Raw genomic sequence first — 22,159 nt, 5'->3', positions numbered from 1 at the left:
TTTTTCACTGCCGGTCAAATGATTAAGACAATTCTTTATCAATATGAGAAGTGTGTTTTGTATCTCTTACAACAGCATATACTATCAGGGAGATGAAGATACATCCGGTAACATACCAGTAAAACAGGGGCTCATGGCCGGTTTTCTTGAAGTATAAAGCGATATATTCAGCCGTACCCCCAAAGATAGCCACGGTAAGCGCGTAAGGCAATCCTACTCCCAGCGCCCTTACTTCAGCCGGAAATAATTCTGCCTTAACAACTGCGTTGATGGAAGTATAGCCGCTGACAATGATCAGCGCAGCTAAGATCAGGAAAAATGCCGCCCACTCAGTGGTTGAATGACTGATGGCGGTAAGAATAGGCACTGTGAATATACTGCCCAGAATACCAAAGCCCAGGAGGATGGGTTTACGGCCTGTTTTATCGCTCAGCATCCCGAACAACGGTTGCATACACGCATATACTAGCATTAACCAGAAGGTTAGCTGGGTAGAACGTTCCTTGCTGAGGTGTACTGTATTTACCAGGAACTTCTGCATGTAGGTGGTATAGGTGTAAAAGGCCAGGGTGCCACCCATGGTAAGACCTACCACCGTAAGCACGGCACGCGGATGTTCTTTTAATAACGTAATTACCGATCCACGTTTTGCATCCTTTTTCTCCACTGCAATTGTCTCCTGCATATGCCGGCGGATGATAAGCGCAAACAATGAAAGTACCGCACCTATTACAAAAGGGACCCGCCAGCCCCAGTCGTGAAGCTGTTCAGAAGTAAGAAATACCTTTTGCAGCAACATTTGTACACCCAGCGCAATCAACTGGCCGCCTATAAGGGTAACATACTGAAAGCTGGAATAGAAACCACGTTTTCCGGCCGTGGCAATTTCGCTTAAATAAGTAGCGGAAGTGCCATATTCACCACCCACGCTAAGTCCTTGTAATAACCGGGCCGTAAGCAGGATGATGGGGGAGAGCACCCCGGCAGCAGCAAAGGAAGGGGCCAGCGCAATCATAAGACTGCCTGCCGACATTAGCAGAACAGAAAGCGTCATAGCCGTTTTTCGTCCTGTCCGGTCTGCAATACTGCCAAATAACCAGCCACCGACAGGCCGCATCAAAAAGCCTACTGCAAAGATGGCTGCAGTATCCAGCAACTGAGCCGTAGGGTTACCTTTGGGGAAGAATACAGGTGCGAAATATAAAGCAAAGGCGGCATAGGCGTACCAGTCGTACCATTCAACCAGGTTACCGATGGAACCTGTGAAGATCGCTTTCAGCCGTTTTACCGTATCGTGCTTTTCAAAATTGGTGGCGTTCATATTTGTAGTAGGCTCAATATAAAACAAATACCTTACTACATACACGTTTTTTCTCAATGTAAATATTCATTTCCCAATTACCTTTCACCATTTCATCCGGTTCATCCAGGCTATAACCATTCTTTAAAAACAGGAACTATGCTATAAGTGTGTCGTTTTGACTAATAAACGCGTTGCTTTCAGGAAAATTCGTGCTTTCCCGGCCACATTTATAAAAGTAAAAGGCCGCCCCGATTCGGTCAGGACAGCCTTTATGTTTATATATCTCGTTTGTTCCTGGTCTTTATTTATTCTCGATGTTACCGGTTGTTCCGTCGGCACTATTGCCATTGGCTGCATGTTGACGAAGCTGTTCCAGTAATTGCAGTCCCAACAGGCCGTTGATAGGTCCATTGGTGCCGTCTCCGCCACCACCGATCAGGATATCGGGCATGATCTTGATCTGCTGCGTGCCTATCGCTTCCATCACTTTTAATTGGGTAAAATTACCACCGCCCATGGCTTCTACTGCCAGCTTGTAAGATTCTGCGGACGACTTACCAATGGCGAGGATCTTCTCCGCTTCGGCATTACCGGTCAATGAGATCTTTTCTGCATCGGCTTTGGCGATCCATTCGATCTTTTCGGCCTCGGCTTTCGCCAGTAAACGTGTTTTCTCCGCCTCACCACTTGCCAGAAGTCTCAGCCGGTCTGCTTCCGCATTGGCCTGCAATCGGACGCTATTGGCGTCACCAGTTGCTTTTTTCACCGATGCATCGGCGATGCGTTCTGCTATTATTACGCCCTGGTCGGCTTTTACGATATCTTTCTGGATCTCGGCGATGGCTGTTTCTTTTTCCAGGCTTTGCCGGGTTTCCTGCGCCTTCATCTGTGTTTCGTAAGTTACTTTTTGTTCTTCGGCCAGTTTGCGGTCTGTCAATGTTTTCATCAGGCTTTCGGGCGGAACTATGTCCCCGATCAGGGTGTCTACCCCAAAGACGTTGTATTGCTCCAGTACGTGGCCGATGTGTGAACGGGCAGATTCCTGTCTTTCCTTTCTGGAACCGAGGAATGCGATTACATCGCTGTCCTGGGCGGAGTTACGGAAGTAGTTGCCGATAGTAGGTTCCAGTACCTGGCTTACCAGGTTTACCATATTCCCGAACCGGGCAATTACTTTGGGGGCTTCCGTTGTTGGAATGTGAATGATCTGTGCCACATCCAGGTTGAATGGGAAACCGTCCTTACTGCGTACGGTGATCGTAGAAAGGTTCTTGTCCAGCTGGTGCGCTTCACTTCTGGCGGCCGCCCAGTTCAATACCAGGTTGGTGGTTGGCACCAGTTCCACTTTCAGAATAAAAGGGTTGATCGGGTATTTGCCGGGGCCTAAAGGTTCTGCCCAAACGCCTTTACTTCCTTTGGCAACGATATTCCCGTGTTTAAATTCCACGCCGCTCAGGTCAACGCCATCATTGCCTACGTAGCTGATCACTACGCCTACGTGTCCGATGGGGATCTCCGTCATCTTTACCATTTCCATTTTCACAAACCAAGGGTTCAGGAAATAAGAACCGGCAAGAATAACCTGCTCCTGCAAGCCTTTGTAACCCCCATTATTGAGAAATCCGTCCACATCCTGGAATTTGTTGTGTTCACCGATGATCTTGCCGGCGATCTGTCCTTCGTCGAGGGGTTTCCCTTCGAGCGTAGTCACAATACCAACCGCATTATCGGGAATGCTGATCATATCAGTAATCTCCAGCTCAAACAGCAGGGTGTTGATCCGGTAAGAACCCGGGGTAATGATCGCCGTTTGCCGGCCTTTGCGGCCGCCATTCGTCAAAAAAGCTTCGGCATCCTGGAAGGAATCACAGGCTACTCTTCTGGCCAGTATGGCGCCGGTTTCCAGTTCAGCGCCATCTTTCGCCAGCACCAGGCCTATTTTTCCGGTAGGAATGATTGTAAAAGGCTGGAAGGTAATGGCGTATTGCCAGAACCATTTGCCAAAGTAAACGCCGGGCGCCAGGGTCTGGGCCTGAAAACCGGCTTCGCCATTGGTGGCAATAATGCGTCCTTCGGGCAGGCTTTGCTTGCCCACCAGAACGAACTTCTTGGTGACCAGGCCGATCCTGTCTTCAGGAACGATCACCAATCCAAAAAATACACGGAGAATAAGTTTGTAGAATAAAAAGATCAATAGGGGAATACCCAGGATCAGGGCCCACTTAACCAGGAGAGAACTTGCCATTTTCTATTTGTTTTTTAGGGGTAAATGCATGCTACTTTCAGGTCACTGATATTACAAGTCAAATATACGCAGCTACCGGATTGTTTTTAATCGTTAGTAGCTAGCTGAAGAATTTATTACGCCCGATGTCAATTATTTTTTATTCCCGCCCCAACCCCTTTAACATTTGTTTACCATTCCCTCCCCGTCGATTAACAGTCGCTTAACCAGTATTTATTTTCTTCTGCTGAACTTTATAACCAGGTATCTAAACCACCCGTTAACCGAAAACACCTCCAATGAAAAAGTTCTACTCCTTAAGCAGGAGCTGGTTCATTCTCATGTTATTGCTTTTGTATCAACTGAACTGCGAGGCGCAAAAGAAAGCCTCGCCCGAAATACAATCGCAGGTTGCCAGCCAGGTCTCCTTTCTTGTTCATGCCCCCGTTGATTTACCCGCTTTACTGGAACGCAAGCAGTACGATACCATGGGGTATTACCTGCAAAACTGGAAGAACTCCGATTATCCCAACCTGGAATTTATTTTTGCCATGCAGGTGTTGCTGGCTATACAATCAGATAAATACAGTTCATTTCAATTGCCATTCGATTGTCTGGATTATTTATCAGTGTATGCAAATCAACAGACTGCGATGCTGATAAAGGATAAGTCATTCAGGTACTATATCGACCTGGAATATCCTTATAGATATGATGCCACAGAAAATGTGCGGGGCACCATCCTGTTTATTAAATCCTGGTCAAGGGAATTGATAAAAACACGCAAGCTCACCAAATCGCAGTTGTTTATTTGCCGCACCCTTACGGGCGACATAACAGAACCGCTGGTGGAGTATAGATCCGATCCTGAAATATGCCCGGATATTGAGCAGGTACAGGAACAATTACAGGCTTGTAAAAAGCGCCATTTCATTGATGAAAGAAACGATGCGGGCAGAGGAACTTTGGGTATGATGGTGGGTGGCTGGTTCCCAACCCGTGACCTGCGCCAGGTAGTGGACGCGCATCCTGCTATAGGTTTTTCGTTTGGCTGGCGCAACCGGTTGAATGAAGTGGATTTTACCTATACCTATCGTTTTATCCATACTACTCCACAGCCGTATACCTGCCTGAAGCAGGATACCCTGTATTCCAAAAACTTTTACGAGGGTGCATATTGTGGTATTGATTATACCCGTTACCTGGTGCATACAAACCGTACAGACATAGGTGTTGTTGCAGGAATGGGCTGGGACTATTTTAACCTGACGGCCGATTCCGAAGATCAGTCCGGGGATGATAACCGGGCGCCTGGCTCTATACAATCATTTAACTGGAATGTGGGTGTACGTTATAAATACTTTGTAAGGAAAAGACTGAACCTGGGTTTGGTGGCAAGATATAATATGCTCTATTATAAAAATACAGAAAGTACTACCCTCGATGGAAATGCCTTTAGCATCGATTTTACTATTGGTATAAACTAAACCTTAACACGCATGAAACGATCTAAACATATTCACCTGGTTCTGGTTACAGCAGTGCTTGCCTCCTGTAACAGGGTAATGATCCCTGCCGACCCTTCCGCTCCTTACGTGCCGGATGCTACACTCACTATGGCGCCTGCTTATGTAGACAGTTCCGCCAACTGTAGCTGTGATGTATATAATAATTACGATCAATATTACTCTCCTTATTTGTCCTACGGTTATTATTATCACTCCTGGTATCCGGGGTCCTATGCCCGCAGGGGTACAGTGGTGAGAAGTAACCATTTCATTGCCCGTGGCGGGTTTGGCAAATTTGGCGTTTCGGCTGCAACCTGATTATATTTCTTAATTACTACTTTATGAAACGAATTGCTATACAACCCCGTAATAACTGGCAACAGGCTGTAGAAAAATTAGGCTTTGGTTTTCATACCAGCAATGTGCCTTACTGGGATGAGAGCGCTTATTATTCCTTTTCCATGGAGGAAATACTTACAATAGAACAGGCTACTGTTGACTTGTGGCAACTATGCCTGCAGGCTGTGCAATATACCATTGATAATAAATTATACGACCGCTTTCATATTCCGGCTGCATTTGTTCCTTACCTGGAGCAAAGCTGGGAAGAAGAGTATCCTTCAATTTACGGCCGCTTTGATTTTTGTTACCGCGATGGACAGGTGAAGCTGCTGGAGTTCAATGCCGATACGCCTACCAGCCTGTTCGAGGCGGGTATTATTCAATGGTTCTGGTTGCAGGACCTTGATAATAGCAAAGACCAGTTTAACAGTATTCATGAAAAACTGATAGCGCACCTGGTTGAAGTACGCAGTTATTTATATCCTGGTCCCTTACACTTCGCCTGTTTAAAAGAAACCCTGGAAGATTTTACCAATGTTCAATACCTGCGCGACTGCGCCATGCAGGCCGGCATCGATACCCGTTTTATTTTTGTGGAAGACATTGGCTGGGATCCTCAGCAGCGGATCTTTGCAGATATAGAGAATAAACCAATAAAGAACCTGTTTAAACTCTATCCCTGGGAATGGCTGATGGGGGATGAGTTTGGTAAAAACATCCTGCTCGATGAGAATGAAGCGTTGTTTATTGAGCCCGCCTGGAAAATGATCCTTTCCAATAAGGCTATCCTGCCTTTGTTATGGGAGCTATTTCCCAATCATCCCAACCTGTTGCCTGCCTATTTTACCAGTGAACAGCTAACCAGCTATGTAAAAAAGCCCATTCTTTCAAGAGAAGGCGCCAATATAGATCTTGTTGTTGACAGTGATGTAATATGCCATACCGATGGCGAATATGGCGGGGAAGGATATATTTACCAGCAATTGTTTTCCCTGCCTGATTTCGATCATAACTATCCGCTTATCGGAAGCTGGATAATTGGGGAGCAACCTGCCGGTATTGGCATCAGGGAATCCAACACCCTGATCACTGACAATGTAAGCAGGTTTATCCCGCATTTGATAGGCTAGCGGAATAAGCTTTTTATAGTCAGTCGGTTATAATAGTATAATTGACGTTTATATTTGAGGTAAATAATTTTATATTTGCGGGTAGCGTTACAGCTACCCAAAACTTGCTTATAAAATATTACATCAAACGATTGCTTGTCCGGCTTGGACTGGTGCTTGCTATATTTGCAGCCAGCCTTCCTTCCAAAGCCAGCGACTCCATACCCATCACCCGGCTTAATATCGACCGGGGTCTATCCAATAATTCTGTCCGGTGTATTTTCCAGGACCACAATGGGTTTATGTGGTTTGGTACTTATGATGGTTTGAACCGCTATGATGGTTATGACTTCAAAGTGTTTAGAAATGTTCTGGAAGACACCAACTCCCTCCCGCATAATTTTATTTACGTAGTCACTGAAGACAGCAGCTATAACCTGTGGGTAGGCACAGGGCAGGGGATTGCCATTTATGACCTGGTAACCGGCAAATTTCATTTGGCTTCCTATCAGCAGAAAGAAAATGGCCCTATATACCGCATCACAAGCCATGTAGGCAGTATGGCGGTTGACAAAGCGGGTAATGTATATGTAGGCACTAACGGAACCGGTTTGATGGTGGCGAAAAAAGGCAGCCGCATTGCAAAACAGATCCCGCTGTTGGAACATGGCAGCTGGACCGCCGATTATAATGTTACGTCTATCGAAATAGACAAAGCGGGTAAAGTGTGGCTGTTTGTTGCTCACGTGGGGCTTTGTGAATTCAATGAAAAAACACAACAGATCGTTCCGGTAAATGCACAGCTCACCGATGCCGTAGTGATGCAGTTCGATAACCAGGGCAACCTGTGGATAGGCTCAGCAGCCGGTCTTTATCAATATCAGCCCGTTACGCATTCGCTGCTATTAAAATACTCCCGGCAAAACAGTAACCGGCAGTCAAACCGCATTGCCAGTTTGCTGGTAGGCAATGATAGTAAAATATGGGTGGGCACCCACGGTGGCGGCGCCGTTGTGCTTGACCAGGGAGACGGCTCCATAAAACAATTACAGGCAGGCGATAGCCCGTATGAATTGTCGGGCGAAGTAGTGTCGGCAATCTATGAAGACCGGGACGGAAGAAAATGGATTGGAACACTCAATGGCGGGATTGATATTTACTATCCCGAACAGCAATTCTTTCATACCATTTCACATCTTCAATTCGGGAAGAACGACCTGGTAAGCAATTTCGCTTCCTGCTTCCTCGAACACAGCGATGGAACAATCTGGGTAGGAACCGATGGGGGCGGACTTAGCATCTGGGACCGGAGAACAGGCAGGTTTTCCAGTTATAAAAATGATCCCGGAAAAACAGGTACACTTACCAACAATCACGTAAGCAGTATAATCCAGGATTACAAAGGAGAGGTATGGGTAGCCACCTTTGGCGGTGGTATTAATAAGTGGAACCCGCTTACAAAAACATTTACGTCCTATAAGTGCAGGAATGAAGTGGCCGGTATGGAGAACGACAATGTGTGGATCATGTTCGAGGACACAAACAAAGTGTTATGGGCAACCACCTTCGGCAGTGGAATGCTTTACTATTTGAACCGGTCGACAAACCGGTTTGAAGTGTTTAGTCAGCACCTGGTTGATCTGTTATCTATCTGCCAGGATAAAGGCGGTGTATTATGGGCCGGCACGGCGCATGAGCTGATCCGTATTGATCCGGCTGATAAAAAACATATTCGTTATGAAATTGGCAAACCGGTGCGTGGGATCCTTGAAGATAAAGTTGGTAATCTGTGGATAGGAGCCGAAGGCGGGGGACTTATTCTTTTTGACCGGCAAAGCGGCAAAGTGTTAAAACGCTTTACGGTAAAAGATGGCCTCTCCAACAATGGGGTATTGAACATCCTCGAAGACAACAATGACAACCTTTGGATGAGCACGTTCAACGGGTTATCTGAATACAATACTAAAACCAATACTTTCCGAACCTATTTTCAGGATGATGGATTGCAAAGCAACCAGTTCCTCTATGGCGCCGCCCATAAATTGAGCAGCGGCGAAATGCTTTTTGGCGGCATCCGTGGGTTCAACATTTTTAACCCGGCATTGGTACCGGTTGCTAATTACGATCCTGCCGTGCTGATAACAGATCTGCAGATCAACAACCTGCCCCTGTCGCAGGCTGATGCCTATATAAAACAAACGTTGCAGGGAAAAATAACGGCCATTCAAATGCCATACAACGATGCTTCCCTGTCGGTTAATTTTACCGCATTGGAATATGGCAAGCCTAACAAGATCAGGTATGCGTTTTTCCTGGAAGGGTGGGATAAAGACTGGAACTATGCTGGCAATATCCGCCAGGCTAATTATACCAAATTACATGAAGGCAACTATGTATTACATGTAAGGGCTACCAATACCGAAGGTAACTGGTCGGCGAAAGAATTGAAACTACAAATAAAAGTGCTGCCGCCCTGGTACCGCTCGTGGTGGGCTTATAGCCTGTATGCACTGTTCTTCATTTGGGCAGTTGTATTTTATCAACGGTATAGAATAAACCAGGCGAAATTGAAATATGATGTGGCGCTGGCAAAAGCCAACGCCAGCAAAGAAAAAGCAGAACGCGAAAAGGCGGAGGCTGAATATAAGATCCACCTGGCCGAAACCGAGATGGAAAAAATACAAGTGGAAAAGGAGCAGGAGATCAATGACAAGCGGCTGTCGTTTTTCACCAACATCACGCATGAGTTCAGAACACCCATCAGTTTGATCATTAACCCGGTAAAGGAGCTGCTCCAAAACAGCGAGGTAAATAAAAAAGACCAGGGTGTGTTGAAGTTGGTTTACCGCAATGCCCGCAGGTTGCTGAACCTTGTTGACCAGTTGCTTTTATTCCGCAAGGCAGAAGCAGGTGCAGACCGGCTCCGCATCGCACAACTTGATCTTACTAATTTATGCCGGGAAGTTTTTCTGGCATTTGAGCACCAGGCCCAAACCGCCAATATCCGGTACACCTATAAATCACCCCCAGGCGCCGTTGAGATCTATGCCGACCGCGAAAAGCTGGAGATCGTTTTTTTTAACCTGTTATCCAACGCATTTAAATATACGCCGGCAGGCGGCAGCATTACCCTTGAATTGGCTGAAGATACTGGTACGGCCACTGTTTTGGTGAAAGATACAGGGTATGGTATTCCGGCGCATATAGGCGAACAATTGTTCGACCGGTTTTACCAGGTGCGGCATATCGCCCCTGCCAAACCCGGCTTTGGCATCGGTTTATATCTTGTAAAACATTTTGTCAGCAGTTTAAAAGGTAACATCTGGTATGAAAGCGAAGAAGGGAAAGGAACGGCATTTCATGTGCAGTTGCTGAAAGGTAATCGGCACTTCGATGAAGAAATGATCGTGCCGGAAGCCACTGCATCAACCGGTATTTTCCAGGAACTGGTTGACACGGACTATCCACCCGAAACGCCAGCCAGCGAAACAAATAAGGTAAATGAGCTGGATGCACTGGTGAACGAAAAAAAGTCCATCCTGGTGGTGGACGACGACAGCGAAACAGTGGCTTATCTGTCGCGGCTCTTTGGGGAAAGTTTTATTGTATTTACTGCCGGCAATGCCACAGATGGATTGAAACTGGCAGGAAAACATGTACCCGATATCATCATCAGCGATATTAATATGGACGGCGTGAGCGGCATCGGGTTTTGTATTAATATCAAGGAGGATCCCAACTTAAGCCATATCCCTGTTATTCTGCTTACCGGTAACAGCGCCCAGCAAACAAGACTGGAAGGGTTGGAAGGCGGCGCAGATGATTACATCACCAAGCCGTTCGATAAGGACTTGTTGTTGGCACGGGTACAGAACATTCTCAAAAGCCGCACCACGCTGCAAAAATATTTCTATAATACCATCACTTTTGGGAAGACTGCTTATAAGGTAGCGCCGGAATACCAGCAGTTTTTGGATAACTGCATCCGGATCGTGGAGGCCCACCTCGACAATCCAGATTTTGGGATTAAAATGCTGGCTGCCGAACTGCATATGGGCCAGTCGAACCTATATAAGAAGATCAAATCCATCTGCGGCCAGCCACCGATTGCTTTTATCCGGTTTATCCGGCTTCGCAAAGCTGCCAAATTACTTATGGAAACTGATAATAATATTACCCAGGCAGCATTTGAAGCCGGGTTCAATGATATCAAATATTTCCGCGAGCAGTTCACCAAGCTGTTCGGACTACGGCCTTCTGAGTACGTAAAAACCTTTCGCAAGGGACGCGGTAAACACAGCTCCGCTGACGATCCTGCTGATAATTAGGAACTACAGCTTACCATTTCGGGGATTTGCGTCAAGCCTTCAGCGTTAAGCCTTCAGCTTTTTCCCTGTTTCGCTTTTAATCCTGATTTCCCCCCGTTTATTCCTGATTACCCCCTGTTCAACGGCAGGGGTAAACTGTATTTTGCAGGTAGCCGCGAATGATTTTATCACTAACGATACCTTACATATGAACAGAATTCTACTACTCATCACTTTACTAGTGTTGGGGTGGCAAGGCGCTGTCTTTGCGCAGGCGCCCGCGCTGCCCGTAAAAGGAACACTTGACCAAACATTAATTACCAACCGGTCATTTACAAACAGCAGTCAACCCGATACGGTAACGATCCCAATTTCTTTGACCGCCAGTTATACGCTGGAAGTAAAAGCCCGGGTGAACAGCGCTACCGGCCGCGGTCTTGACCTGGAAGGCCGCAACCAGCAGTATAAAGGCTTCCGGCTAACGCTCGACACGGCCAGGCTTGCCAGCACCGCTTCGTTAACCACACCGCAAATTCTGTCATCTGCAAGGGCAGGTGATGAATATGTAATAAGAGTTGCGGTAAAAAACGATACGGTGTTTTATTATCAGAATGGCGCCTACCTGCAATCGCAGCCACTGGCTACCATTAAAGACATTGTGAATGGTGTGGAAACTGCTCCGCCTTCCCTCGATACTATAACGGGTCCCAACCTCATTGTCAACTGGAAAGGCATTCCACCCGATACGCTGGGCAAACCGATCCGGTACGGATGGTCGCGCAGCGATGGTGACACCACTTTATTCAATACAGCCAATTCGGGCAGTGGCGTTCGTTACCTGGACATCAACGCAGGTTCAGGCTCAAATACAGAAACCTATAACGGCGCCACCTATACCGGACGTATAATGTATATTCGCTGGGATTTCAATGGTGCGTCCACCATGGCTTATTGTTTCCCGGTAACGCTGGAAGCCAATCAGCGATATAAATTCTCATGGCTGAAAGCGTACATCAACAATGCCGGCAGCGGGCCTAAATCCATGACGGTTGGTATTGGAACAACGCCCACCATTGGCGGCCGCATAGCCACCCAAACATTCAATACAACCGGTACCCGCGTGCTCACACAGGAAGATTTTTCTTTTACGGCACAGGCTGCCGGTAAGTACTACATTACTATTACCGGCGATTGGGCGCTGTTTTCAATAGCTGAATTAAGTCTGTATAAATTGATCGCCAACGCCGGAATAGTTCCCCGGTTTGTTTTTGGTAAAAACTATCCCGCCGGTGCAGTAGACATGCAAATAACAACGGCGAACTACGCGGAAGGCGCCTGGGCGCCCGATGCAATGCAGCCTGGTCCCCGGCAAACAGTAGTGCTCACCGGCAACCGGCAAAATATCCCTACCTCGTTTAACACCAACTTTGTAGTGCCTGGTAAAACCGATGTGCATGTAACCGGGGAAGTTACGCCGTACGTAAATGCTTCGGTGAGCCTGAACAGCGATAATGCCTGGCTTTTCTTCGACAACATAAAACCATCGCGGGTTATCAGCGACTGGCTGGGAACGGTAACCCTCAATGGTCAGCCTGCTGCCAATGGAAGTAATGTCCGGGTTGCTATTTATGGCAACGGAGCGGTGGTAATACCCAATGGCATTGCCTCGCAGCAAAAAGCAATTACCCTGTACACCGGTGAAAACTTTACGGGTGATTCCGTCAGCTACGAGATCTTTACCATCCACGACAGCCTGGGCGTGTACGATAACCGGTTCAGATCATTCAGGCTGAAAAGAGGGTATTCTGTTACACTGGGCTCCAATGCGCAGGGCCTTGGTTTTAGCAAAGTATACATTGCCGACATGCAGGAGATAGCTGTACCGGTTATGCCTAAGGGCCTGTACGACAAAGTTTCATTTGTACGTGCTTTTAAATGGGATTATGTAAGTAAAAAAGGCTGGGCCGGTGGCGGAACGCCCCTGGAACAGGTAAATGCCACCTGGAGCTACGACTGGAGTGCAGGCGGCGCTACCACGGTGAATACCCAATACGTTCCCATTCGCCAGAACGGCGGCTGGCCCGATTTCAATACCATCTATAATAAACAGAACAGCAACCACTTGCTCGGTTTTAATGAACCCGATCATACCGATCAGGCCAACATGACCGTTGACCAGGCTATTGACCAATGGCCGCAACTGTTACAATCGGGCTTTCGCCTTGGTTCACCCGCGCCCAGCTCACCCAACAGCTGGTTGAAACAGTTCATGGATAAATGTGACAGTTTAAATTACCGGGTAGATTTTACTGCGGTGCATTGTTACTGGAACAGCCGGGTTAGCGGCGGCCGTGCAGACAGTTGGTACAGCGGGTTGCTGAGTACCTATAATACATATGGCAACAAACGGCCCATCTGGATCACAGAGTGGAACAACGGCGCCAACTGGACGGGCGAGGCGTGGCCTGCCGACACGGCATCGGCATTTCAAAAACAATTAAGCGATCTGAAGCTGATCTTACAGGTATTTGATACCACTTCATTTATAGAACGGTATTCCATTTACAACTGGGTGCAATACCAGCGCGCGATGGTGCTGGCCGATACGCTAACGCCCGCAGGAAAATATTATGCGGCTAATAAATCGGCCCTCGCTTATACATCTGATACAACGGTTTACAAGCCGGCCGATATTTATAACCACACCTGGCGGATTGCAGCGCCCATCTTGAAAGGCGCACTGTCTACCGATTATAAAAAAGTGCAATTGTCTTGGCTCGATATCAATGGAGACCTGGGCACTAAATATGTGATCGAACGAAAAACCAATAAGGATACTGCTTACATCCGGGTCGCAGAATTATTTCTTGATTCCAATTATGCGGAGGGTGGAACAGTAAATTATTCGGATAGTATTACCTACGACACGGCACGTTACCGGATATCCGCAATCAGTTATGAAGGGAACAGGTCGTGGTATTCGGCCAGCCTGTTATGGACAACTGATCCCCAGGCCCAACCACCCCTGCTGACTGGCAGGGCGGTCGCTGCCACGCAGATCAATCTCAGTTGGACAATGCCCACCAACAGCCGCGCTTACCGGCTAAAAAGAAGTTTGACACGTAACGGTACGTACACGATCGTGGCAGACTATGTAAAGGACACTACTTACCAGGACAAAAAATTAACACCCGATACTACCTACTACTATACGATCGCGTCGTTGAATTCAGGCGGTGAAAGCATGTATAGAGATACCATCCTGGTTGCAACGCCGGTATTACAAACGCCTGACAGCGTGCTGCACCCGCGTATTGCCTCAGGTGATGCCCGCATTACGCTCACCTGGGATTTTCAATACGACGCATTCTACAAGGTGTTGCGTGCAACTGCACAATCCGGTCCATATGATACCATCGCATCGGGTATTGATTCATTAAAGTATGTAGATAGGGGCCTTACCAATGAGCAGGATTATTATTACCAGGTAATGGCTTACAACGACGCAGGCCAGGGACCTGGAACGCTGTTGGCAGGTAAACCCGTGCAGGGCCAGTACCTGTATCTGCATTTCGATGATACAACCAGTTCATTGGCTGAAGACGTATGGGGTGGCAATCACGCCTTATTAGCTTCCGCCGCTGTTCATAATACCGGTTATAAAGGACAGGCGCTGCAGCTCAAGGGCACCGCCGCTTCCTATGCAATGCTTAGGGACACAGGCGCCGTAAAAGAATTGACCGATTTTACCATTGCCACCTGGGTGAATGTAAAAACCCTTTCCAGCTGGATGCGCATTTTCGATTTTGGAAGCGGTACCAGTCAATACATGTTCCTGACGCCACAGGCAGGAACAACCGGTGGATTGCCCATTCTGCGATATGGAATTAAGAATGGCGCCGACGAGCAGCTGGTCAGTTATCCTTTTGCCTTTCCGTTGAACAGCTGGACGCATCTGGCGGTTTCGCAAACTGGATCTGTAGTAAAGCTATACGTGAATGGTCAGGTGGTGGCAACCAATAATGCCGTTACAGTACATCCCGCCAACCTGGGCGCTACCACGCAGAACTATCTTGGCAAATCGCAATACAACGATCCGCTGCTCAATGGACTTATCGATGAATTTCGCATTTATAATTATGCCTTGTCCGATACAGAGGTAAACCGCCTGGCATCGGGACTCGAACTTAAAAAATACCAGGTAATTACATTTGCAGCGCCGGGCAATAAAAGAATTGGGGATGAAGTGGCGCTTTCAGCCTTGGCCAGTTCAGGATTACCTGTATCCTATATTAGTTCAGATTCCACTATTGCTCAGATAAACAACCAGGGAATAGTAGCACTCAACAGGGCAGGGGCGGTTACCATTACAGCGGTACAGCCCGGCAATGATCTGTTTAATGGCGCACAGTTGGCGCAGGCATTTACAGTGCTTCCATATAATGTTAGTGTTCAACATGTGAATGCAAATGGCGCCAGTACCACCAGTAATTCCATTCGTCCTTATTTAAAAGTAGTGAACAACGATAGTGTGCCCCTGAACTATAAAGGCCTTACTATGCGCTATTGGTTAACCCCCGAAAACTACAGCGGCCTAAATGTATGGATTGATTATGCTGCGTTGGGTAATACAGTAAAAGCACAGTATGTATCGCTGCCGGAACCAAAAAACGGCGCTTTTGGCTATGTAGAATATTTATTCGATTCCGCTGCCGGTGTTTTACCGGCGGGTGGCAATACAGGAGCGGTGCAGTCCCGGATCTCCAATACGAACTGGGGTAATTTTAATGAACAGGACGATTATTCCTACACGCAAAACACCACCTATACGTTGAACGAAAAAATCACCCTTTACAGAAATGGAAAGTTAATAGGCGGAACTGAGCCTGCAGCTGTTGCGCCGGTGCGACAATTTTCGGTGCTTGCCCAAACCTTGGGCTCCGGTCAGAATACGATCAACACGAATATCCAGCTTAAAAATACTGGCAACGTTCCGGTAAATTATGAGGACATTAAACTGCGGTATTGGTTTACAGCCGATGGCAACGCCCCCCTTCAATCCTGGATCGATTATGCGGCGCTGGGTGCATCAAATATAACCGGCGCCTTTACCAGGTTGCCAGACTTGCGCAGCGGCGCCGATGCCTACCTGGAGTTCAGCTTCCTGCCTTCGGCCGGCGTCTTTTATCCGCTTTGCAATACTGGCAACATCCAATCCCGGGTTGCCAAAACAGATTGGTCAGTTTTTGACCAGCAAAATGATTACTCCACTCCATCCTCGCGATCGTTGACCGACAATAACCGGATCACCGTATATTACAAAGGGCAATTGATCGCAGGTGTTGAGCCTTCACAGGCAGCCGCTTCGGCCAGAATGAAGTTACCCTCAGAACAGCAGGATGCAGTTGAGCAACGGTTCCAGTTGTATCCGAATCCCGTCAAAGAAAATCTAATCATCAGGTTACCACGGGTACACAGTGGTGCTTATTGTCAGGTGTATAATACGGAAGGTATCCTGGTTGCCGCAGTTATTATCAGAAATACGGCGCAGCAGCTGCCGGTAAAACAATTGGCTGCCGGTATTTATCATATTGTAATTCATAATGGAAGTGACATAATGTCCAGGAAAATAATAAAGGAATAAGCAATCGAACAATTGTGACCTGTAAGGTTCGTCATCGGGTCTTGGAAAATCAGAGAGATCGATCGAACCTGACAGGTCACTACAAAAGGAATTGACCTGTCAGGTGCAATTAAGCTAATACAAATGTAAGCTCAAATGATGCACCTTACAGGTCAGCTCCTTTAAAAGGGGGCAAATCATGATTTGCCCCCTTTTATTCCCGATTTCACCCCCGATAAAGGTTATTTGAACATCTATTTTCACGGGAGAATTATCCAAAACTATTGTCTTCACACATTTAATGATTGCTTATGAACATTGCAAACTTTTGTAAAACAAAAGGGCGCTACCTTTTTGTCATGGGAAAATATGTGCTGTCATTTTTTCTTTTGATAGTCATATCGCAAGGGGTATCAGCCCAGTCAAAACTCATCTCCGGAAAGGTAATCGACAGCCGTTCCAACAAACCCATTCCCGGCGTTACCGTTAAAGACCAGAATGCCAGTGGCGGCGTCATTACAAATGCCAAAGGTATTTTTTCGCTGCAGCTTGCGCCGAATGCAAGCATTACGGTGTCTTCCATGGGGTATATTACACAAACAGTTTCAGTGGGTGAAGTGGCTACGCTCGAGATCCGGCTGGAACCGGAAACTAAAACGCTCGATGATGTAGTGGTGATTGGTTATGGCCAGGCAAGAAAAAAAGACCTCACGGGTTCGGTAGTGCAAATTCGCCCGGATAATTTGGCCAATGAAAATCCAAACACCGTTCAGGATATCCTGCGCGGAACACCGGGGCTGAGCGTGGGGTACGATCCCTCGGCAAAAGGAGGCGGTTCTCTGCAACTGCGCGGACAGCGCTCCGTATATACTGACGGCGGGCACAATGACCCTTTGATCATTCTCGACGGGATGATCTTTTACGGTGAACTCTCCGAGATCAATCCCGATGATATCAGCCAGATAGATGTATTAAAAGATGCATCGGCCGCTGCCATCTATGGATCAAGGGCAGCAAGCGGGGTGATCATTGTTACCACCAAAAAAGGAAAACCGGGTAAGCCGGTTGTAAATTTCTCTTCTAACTTAGGCGCCACTACAAAGAGTGCATACCGCGAGGTGTTTGGGCCGCAGGCTTACATGAAGTACCGCGAAGACTGGTATAAAACACCAACTTATGGCTTAAACGCCACTACAGGTAATTATGAGGCATACCAAACAGCCGCTACTATAAATAAACCTGGCTATTTTGATACACCGGAAAATCTGGGCGGTTTAGGTGTTTCCATTGACCAGTGGCGGGCATACACTACCAATTCAGCCGGTGAAACCGATGCCAGTATTTATGCCAAACGCCTGGGATTGGAAGGAGGCGTATTGAAGGATTATCTGGCAGGCAATACTTACGATTGGTATAAGAATACATTCCGTACAGGGATCAACCAGGATTATAACACCAGTGTCTCCGGCGCCAGTGATAAAATGAATTATTATATGTCCGTTGGCTACCTGCGCAACGAAGGCGCCGTTAACTACAATAATTATAAGGCAATGCGTTCCAATCTGAAACTGGAGGGAAAAGTAAATAAATGGCTGGAGATAGGCGCCAACGTAAACTTCCAGGACCGCAGTGACGGCGACCTGGCGCCTGGTTTAGGAACCAATTATTGGGAACAAAATCCCATCCGCAATGCTCCATACAGTCATTACCGGAATGCAGATGGAAGCCTGGCGCAATATCCCATGGGTGATGAATCTATAAAAAGAGGATATAACTATGATTTTGAAAAGCAGTACCTGGAACTGGAGAAAGGCTACACTGTACTGAATACGATCCTGAATGCTAAGGTGAAGCTGCCATTTGGTATTACTTATTCATTCAATGCCTCACCACGCTATCAGTGGTTTTACAACCGCTATTTTATGTCGGCTGCAGAACCGGATGTGCTGGCGGTAAACAGGGGAGTAGACCGCGAGAGTTCAAAAAGATTCGACTGGTCGTTGAACAATACCCTGGCCTGGGAACATACCTTCGCTAAGAAACACCGGGTAGGTCTCACCCTGGTGCAGGAAGCCGAAGATCGCAGGTACTGGCAGGACAGGACCGAAGCCCGCAACATCCTGCCTTCCGATGCATTGGGTTTTCATAACACCTCCAATGCCACAAAGGAAAACAGTAATTTTTCAACTACAGACTCTCACCAGAGTGCCGATGCGTTGCTGGCGCGGGCCTTCTATTCCTACGACAACCGCTATATGCTGACCGCATCGGTTCGTCGTGACGGTTACTCGGCATTCGGGCAAAAAAATCCTTATGCCACATTTCCGGCACTGGCAGCGGCCTGGTCGTTTGTTGATGAAAAGTTCTTTAAATGGAATAACCTCATGAGCACCGGTAAACTGCGCGTCTCCTATGGCGAGAACGGTAACCGTTCATTGGGCGACCCGTATGTTTCCCTGGCAAATCTTGGTTCCGGCGTTGGCGCCACTATGGGTTACATCGTGGCAAGTGGCATGGAAGAAGTAAAGTATTTGTTGGTTGATCGCATGGCAAATCCCAATCTGCAATGGGAAAAAACCGCGTCATTGAACGTTGGGCTCGACTATGGCTTCCTGAATGACCGCATTACGGGCGCTTTGGAATTCTATGCCATGAGAACGCATGATATGGTCATGGCGCAACGCCTTCCCGGGTTCACCGGTTTTGCCAGCATCACCACCAACCTGGGTGAAGTGCAGAATAAAGGTTTTGAGATCTCCATTAATTCCTTAAACGTTAGAAGTAATGTGGTGGAATGGCGAACAACCCTGAACTTTTCGTACAACAAAAACCGGATCACCCACCTCTATTATCAAAATGAAAATATTTTAGATGCAAGCGGTAATGTGATCGGCGTAAAGGAAATGGATGATAAGAGTAATGGATGGTTCATTGGCAAACCCATCAGCGCTATCTGGTCGCACCGGGTAACGGGTATCTGGCAGGCAAACGAAGCCGCAGAAGCAAAGAAATATGGGCAAAGTCCCGGCGATCCAAAAATTGCGAATATTTATACAGCAGACGACAAGAAGAATGCTGATGGATCCACTACGGCGGTGTATAACGACTATGATAAAGTGTTTCTGGGCCAAACGGCGCCGCCAATAAACTGGCAGTTGCGTAACGACTTTACTTTTTTCAGGAACCTGACACTTTCGTTCAATATCTACTCGTATATGGGGCACAAAAGCCTTTCGGGTAATTATATGAACAAAGACAATGGCGGTTCATTGATCACCGCCAATTTCAATACATTCTCCAAATCGTACTGGACGCCCAATAATCCCACCAACAAGTATGCGCGGCTGGATGCCCTGGGACCTGCAGGTGCTGCAACAGACAAGTTGTATGACCGCTCCTTTATTCGTTTTGAGAACGTGGCGGTAGGTTATACGTTCCCAAAAACATGGACCAGGAAAGCAGATATTGAAAAGGTAAAACTGTATGGTTCGGTTCGTAACGTAGCGGTATGGCAGCGTGATTGGGAATATGGCGACCCCGAAACCGGAAACCTGGCAACCCGGATTTTTTCCCTTGGATTGAATGTAACCTTCTAAAAAAGCAAGTATGAATTTTTCTAAATCTAAAAATATAAAAGCGTTATCTGCAATAACAGGGATGATGCTCGTCTTATTGGGCCTGGTATTTTTCAGCGGTTGTAAGCGGGAGTTCCTGGACCCCGATCCGCTGTCCTTCTATGAGCCCACCGCCACATTCAGCACGGAGTCGGGTCTGCAGGCTGCATTGGCTATCAGTGACCGTCATTTACGTTCTTACTGGACAAATACGGCTGCCAATACCAACTCTGTTGTCATCGGCACCGAGTATATGTTTTCCGACGTGGCTGTTTATAGCAAAACCGATGTGGACGGAAATTCCGTTAACTTTAATTTTGCCGACAATTTAACGCCCACCGGTGGCGCTGCTGGTCCTGCCGGCAACGATGGTAATTATATTAATCATTATTGGGACGAAACGTATAACGGTATCAAGTATGCCAATACGGTGCTCACTTATGTTGATAAAGTAACCACCTTAAGTGAGGCTACAAAAAACGCCTACAAAGGCCGGGCTTACTTTCACCGTGCCTGGCGGTATCTGGCCCTGGTTTTTCAATATGGCGACGTGCCATTAATTACGAAGATCCTGGAAGTGCCCAAGCAAAATTACCGCAGCACCAGAAAAACTGCCATCCTGGAGATGATTACGAAAGACATGGAGTTTGCGGTACAATGGGTGCCTGAACAGAAGGAGATGACAGAGACAGGAATGGTAAATAAAGGCGCCTGCCGCATGCTGTTGATCAAATGTTACCTGGCTACCGGTCAGTGGCAGAAAGCCAAAGACCTGGCAGATGTGCTGATCAATCAGTCGGGTTATGCATTGATGAAAAACTCCTTCGGTACCTTTTACGCAGGAGGAGAACCTAAAACCTGGCCCATCACCCGGAATGTGATCTGGGACCTGCACCGCCCTGAAAATAAGCTGATCGCTGCCAATACCGAGGTCATTATGGGCATGCCCAACCGCGGCGCACAGTCGAACATAGCTTTTGCCACCATGCGTATTTTTGGACCCTCGCTTAATAATGGCAACCTGAAAGCGCCCGATGGGAAAAATGCAGAAGATCTCTATGCCCGTAATAGTGTCAACTACCGGGCCGATCTTGACTATGGCAGGGCCATTGGTCGTGGCATTGGTACTTTTCGTCCAACTTCTTACGCACAGCATGGGATGTGGGTGGTGAATGGGGTAGAAGACGTTGATGACCTGCGCCACAACAGCAGGGTGGGCAACTGGGCAAGAATGGATTCAGTTAAATATGGAACAGCCGGAAGTGCCAACCGGGGCCAGAATTTCAAGCTGTATAATCCCGCTAATAATGCCCTGTTGTGTGCAGATACGATCCGTTGCTGGTTCGATTGGCCGCATTACAAAATTTTCATCCAGGATGTGGAGGCAGAAGCCAATTTGGGAACTAACGCCTATACAGGGGCCACCAAGGGAAGTGTTGCCGACTGGTACCTTTACCGGTTAGCCGAAGCATACCTGTTGCGTGCCGAAGCTAAATTTTACCTGGGCGATGGGGCAGGAGCTGCTGCAGATGTAAACGAAATAAGAAAAAGAGCTGGCTGCACCCAATTATATACAACCGTTACAATAGGAGATATTATGGATGAACGCGGTCGTGAATTGTACCTCGAAGAATGGCGGCACATGGAATTGAGCCGGGTCTCCTGGTGCCTGGCGCTGAGTGGTAAACCCGATGAATGGGGCAATACGTATAATACGGATACCTATGACAAGGCTTCGGGTACCGACGCAGGTGGCGGCAGCTATTGGTACCAGCGTGTTTACCGCGATGGCGGCATCTATAACCGGGGAGGGGTAAACTCCAATAACCGCACGCTCAACTACAAGATAAATAAATGCAATCTTTACTGGCCCATTCCCAATGCGGCCATTACCGCTAACAACAAGGGCGTACTTAGCCAGAATTTCGGTTATGCCGGGTATGATCCTAATACGCCCCGGTGGGATAAATGGGAAGACGCTGTAGCGGATGAAGATAAAACGGAGTAGTTTTGAGGCTGACCTGTAAGGTGGACTTTAATCTCTTAAATGTTTAGTGAGGTAAGTCCACCTGACAGGTCTTACCCGAGTCTTCCGAAATCAGGACCTGTCAGGTTCGCTTAAACTTACC

9 protein-coding genes are annotated in these 22,159 nt (G+C 47.4%); 7 read left to right on the top strand and 2 right to left on the bottom strand.

Translation table 11 applies throughout. The features are described 5' to 3' along the window. Positions 1–22 precede the first annotated feature (22 nt). Together NIAKO_RS15885 and NIAKO_RS15880 are read right to left on the bottom strand one after the other, a co-directional pair. Positions 23–1,378, bottom strand: coding sequence for an MFS transporter (locus NIAKO_RS15885; RefSeq protein WP_242675454.1), 1,356 nt, complete (start codon positions 1,376–1,378; stop codon positions 23–25). A 226-nt stretch (positions 1,379–1,604) separates the two neighbouring features. Then, positions 1,605–3,548 carry an SPFH domain-containing protein gene (locus tag NIAKO_RS15880; RefSeq protein ID WP_014219470.1) on the bottom strand — a complete coding sequence of 648 codons (1,944 nt, stop codon included), beginning with the start codon at positions 3,546–3,548 and terminating at the stop codon, positions 1,605–1,607. A 278-nt stretch (positions 3,549–3,826) separates the two neighbouring features. Here NIAKO_RS15880 and NIAKO_RS15875 point away from each other — a divergent pair, with 278 nt between their 5' ends. From NIAKO_RS15875 to NIAKO_RS15845, 7 genes are all read left to right on the top strand, one after another. After that, the gene (locus NIAKO_RS15875) at positions 3,827–5,014 is read left to right on the top strand and encodes a hypothetical protein (RefSeq protein ID WP_014219469.1); all 1,188 of its coding nucleotides are present in this window, start codon (positions 3,827–3,829) and stop codon (positions 5,012–5,014) included. A gap of 12 nt (positions 5,015–5,026) precedes the next feature. Beyond that, entirely contained in the window at positions 5,027–5,353 is a 327-nt protein-coding gene (locus NIAKO_RS15870) for a hypothetical protein (protein ID WP_014219468.1), read from the top strand. Positions 5,354–5,376: 23 nt separating this feature from the next. Next, positions 5,377–6,507, top strand: coding sequence for a glutathionylspermidine synthase family protein (locus NIAKO_RS15865; RefSeq protein ID WP_014219467.1), 1,131 nt, complete (start codon positions 5,377–5,379; stop codon positions 6,505–6,507). 131 nt (positions 6,508–6,638) lie between these two features. Beyond that, positions 6,639–10,814, top strand: coding sequence for a two-component regulator propeller domain-containing protein (locus NIAKO_RS15860; protein WP_165761254.1), 4,176 nt, complete (start codon positions 6,639–6,641; stop codon positions 10,812–10,814). Positions 10,815–11,001: 187 nt separating this feature from the next. Next, a complete protein-coding gene (locus NIAKO_RS15855; protein ID WP_133055278.1) occupies positions 11,002–16,437 on the top strand; it encodes a cellulose binding domain-containing protein in 5,436 nt (1,811 codons plus the stop codon). A gap of 338 nt (positions 16,438–16,775) precedes the next feature. Further along, positions 16,776–20,012 carry a SusC/RagA family TonB-linked outer membrane protein gene (locus NIAKO_RS15850; protein ID WP_207622385.1) on the top strand — a complete coding sequence of 1,079 codons (3,237 nt, stop codon included), beginning with the start codon at positions 16,776–16,778 and terminating at the stop codon, positions 20,010–20,012. A gap of 10 nt (positions 20,013–20,022) precedes the next feature. After that, positions 20,023–22,038: a RagB/SusD family nutrient uptake outer membrane protein gene (locus NIAKO_RS15845; RefSeq protein ID WP_014219463.1), complete on the top strand. Its 2,016-nt coding sequence runs from the start codon at positions 20,023–20,025 to the stop codon at positions 22,036–22,038. Positions 22,039–22,159 lie beyond the last annotated feature (121 nt).

The organism is Niastella koreensis GR20-10 (assembly GCF_000246855.1).
Lineage (GTDB): Bacteria > Bacteroidota > Bacteroidia > Chitinophagales > Chitinophagaceae > Niastella > Niastella koreensis.
This window is presented reverse-complemented; position numbering and strand designations above follow the sequence as displayed.

What these genes read in the sequence shown, in the direction of transcription:
- NIAKO_RS15880 (WP_014219470.1), bottom strand. Translation starts at nt 3,548, where the DNA reads ATGGCAAGTTCTCTCCTGGTTAAGTGGGCCCTGATCCTGGGTATTCCC.
- NIAKO_RS15875 (WP_014219469.1), top strand. Translation starts at nt 3,827, where the DNA reads ATGAAAAAGTTCTACTCCTTAAGCAGGAGCTGGTTCATTCTCATGTTA.
- NIAKO_RS15870 (WP_014219468.1), top strand. Translation starts at nt 5,027, where the DNA reads ATGAAACGATCTAAACATATTCACCTGGTTCTGGTTACAGCAGTGCTT.
- NIAKO_RS15865 (WP_014219467.1), top strand. Translation starts at nt 5,377, where the DNA reads ATGAAACGAATTGCTATACAACCCCGTAATAACTGGCAACAGGCTGTA.
- NIAKO_RS15855 (WP_133055278.1), top strand. Translation starts at nt 11,002, where the DNA reads ATGAACAGAATTCTACTACTCATCACTTTACTAGTGTTGGGGTGGCAA.
- NIAKO_RS15850 (WP_207622385.1), top strand. Translation starts at nt 16,776, where the DNA reads ATGGGAAAATATGTGCTGTCATTTTTTCTTTTGATAGTCATATCGCAA.
- NIAKO_RS15845 (WP_014219463.1), top strand. Translation starts at nt 20,023, where the DNA reads ATGAATTTTTCTAAATCTAAAAATATAAAAGCGTTATCTGCAATAACA.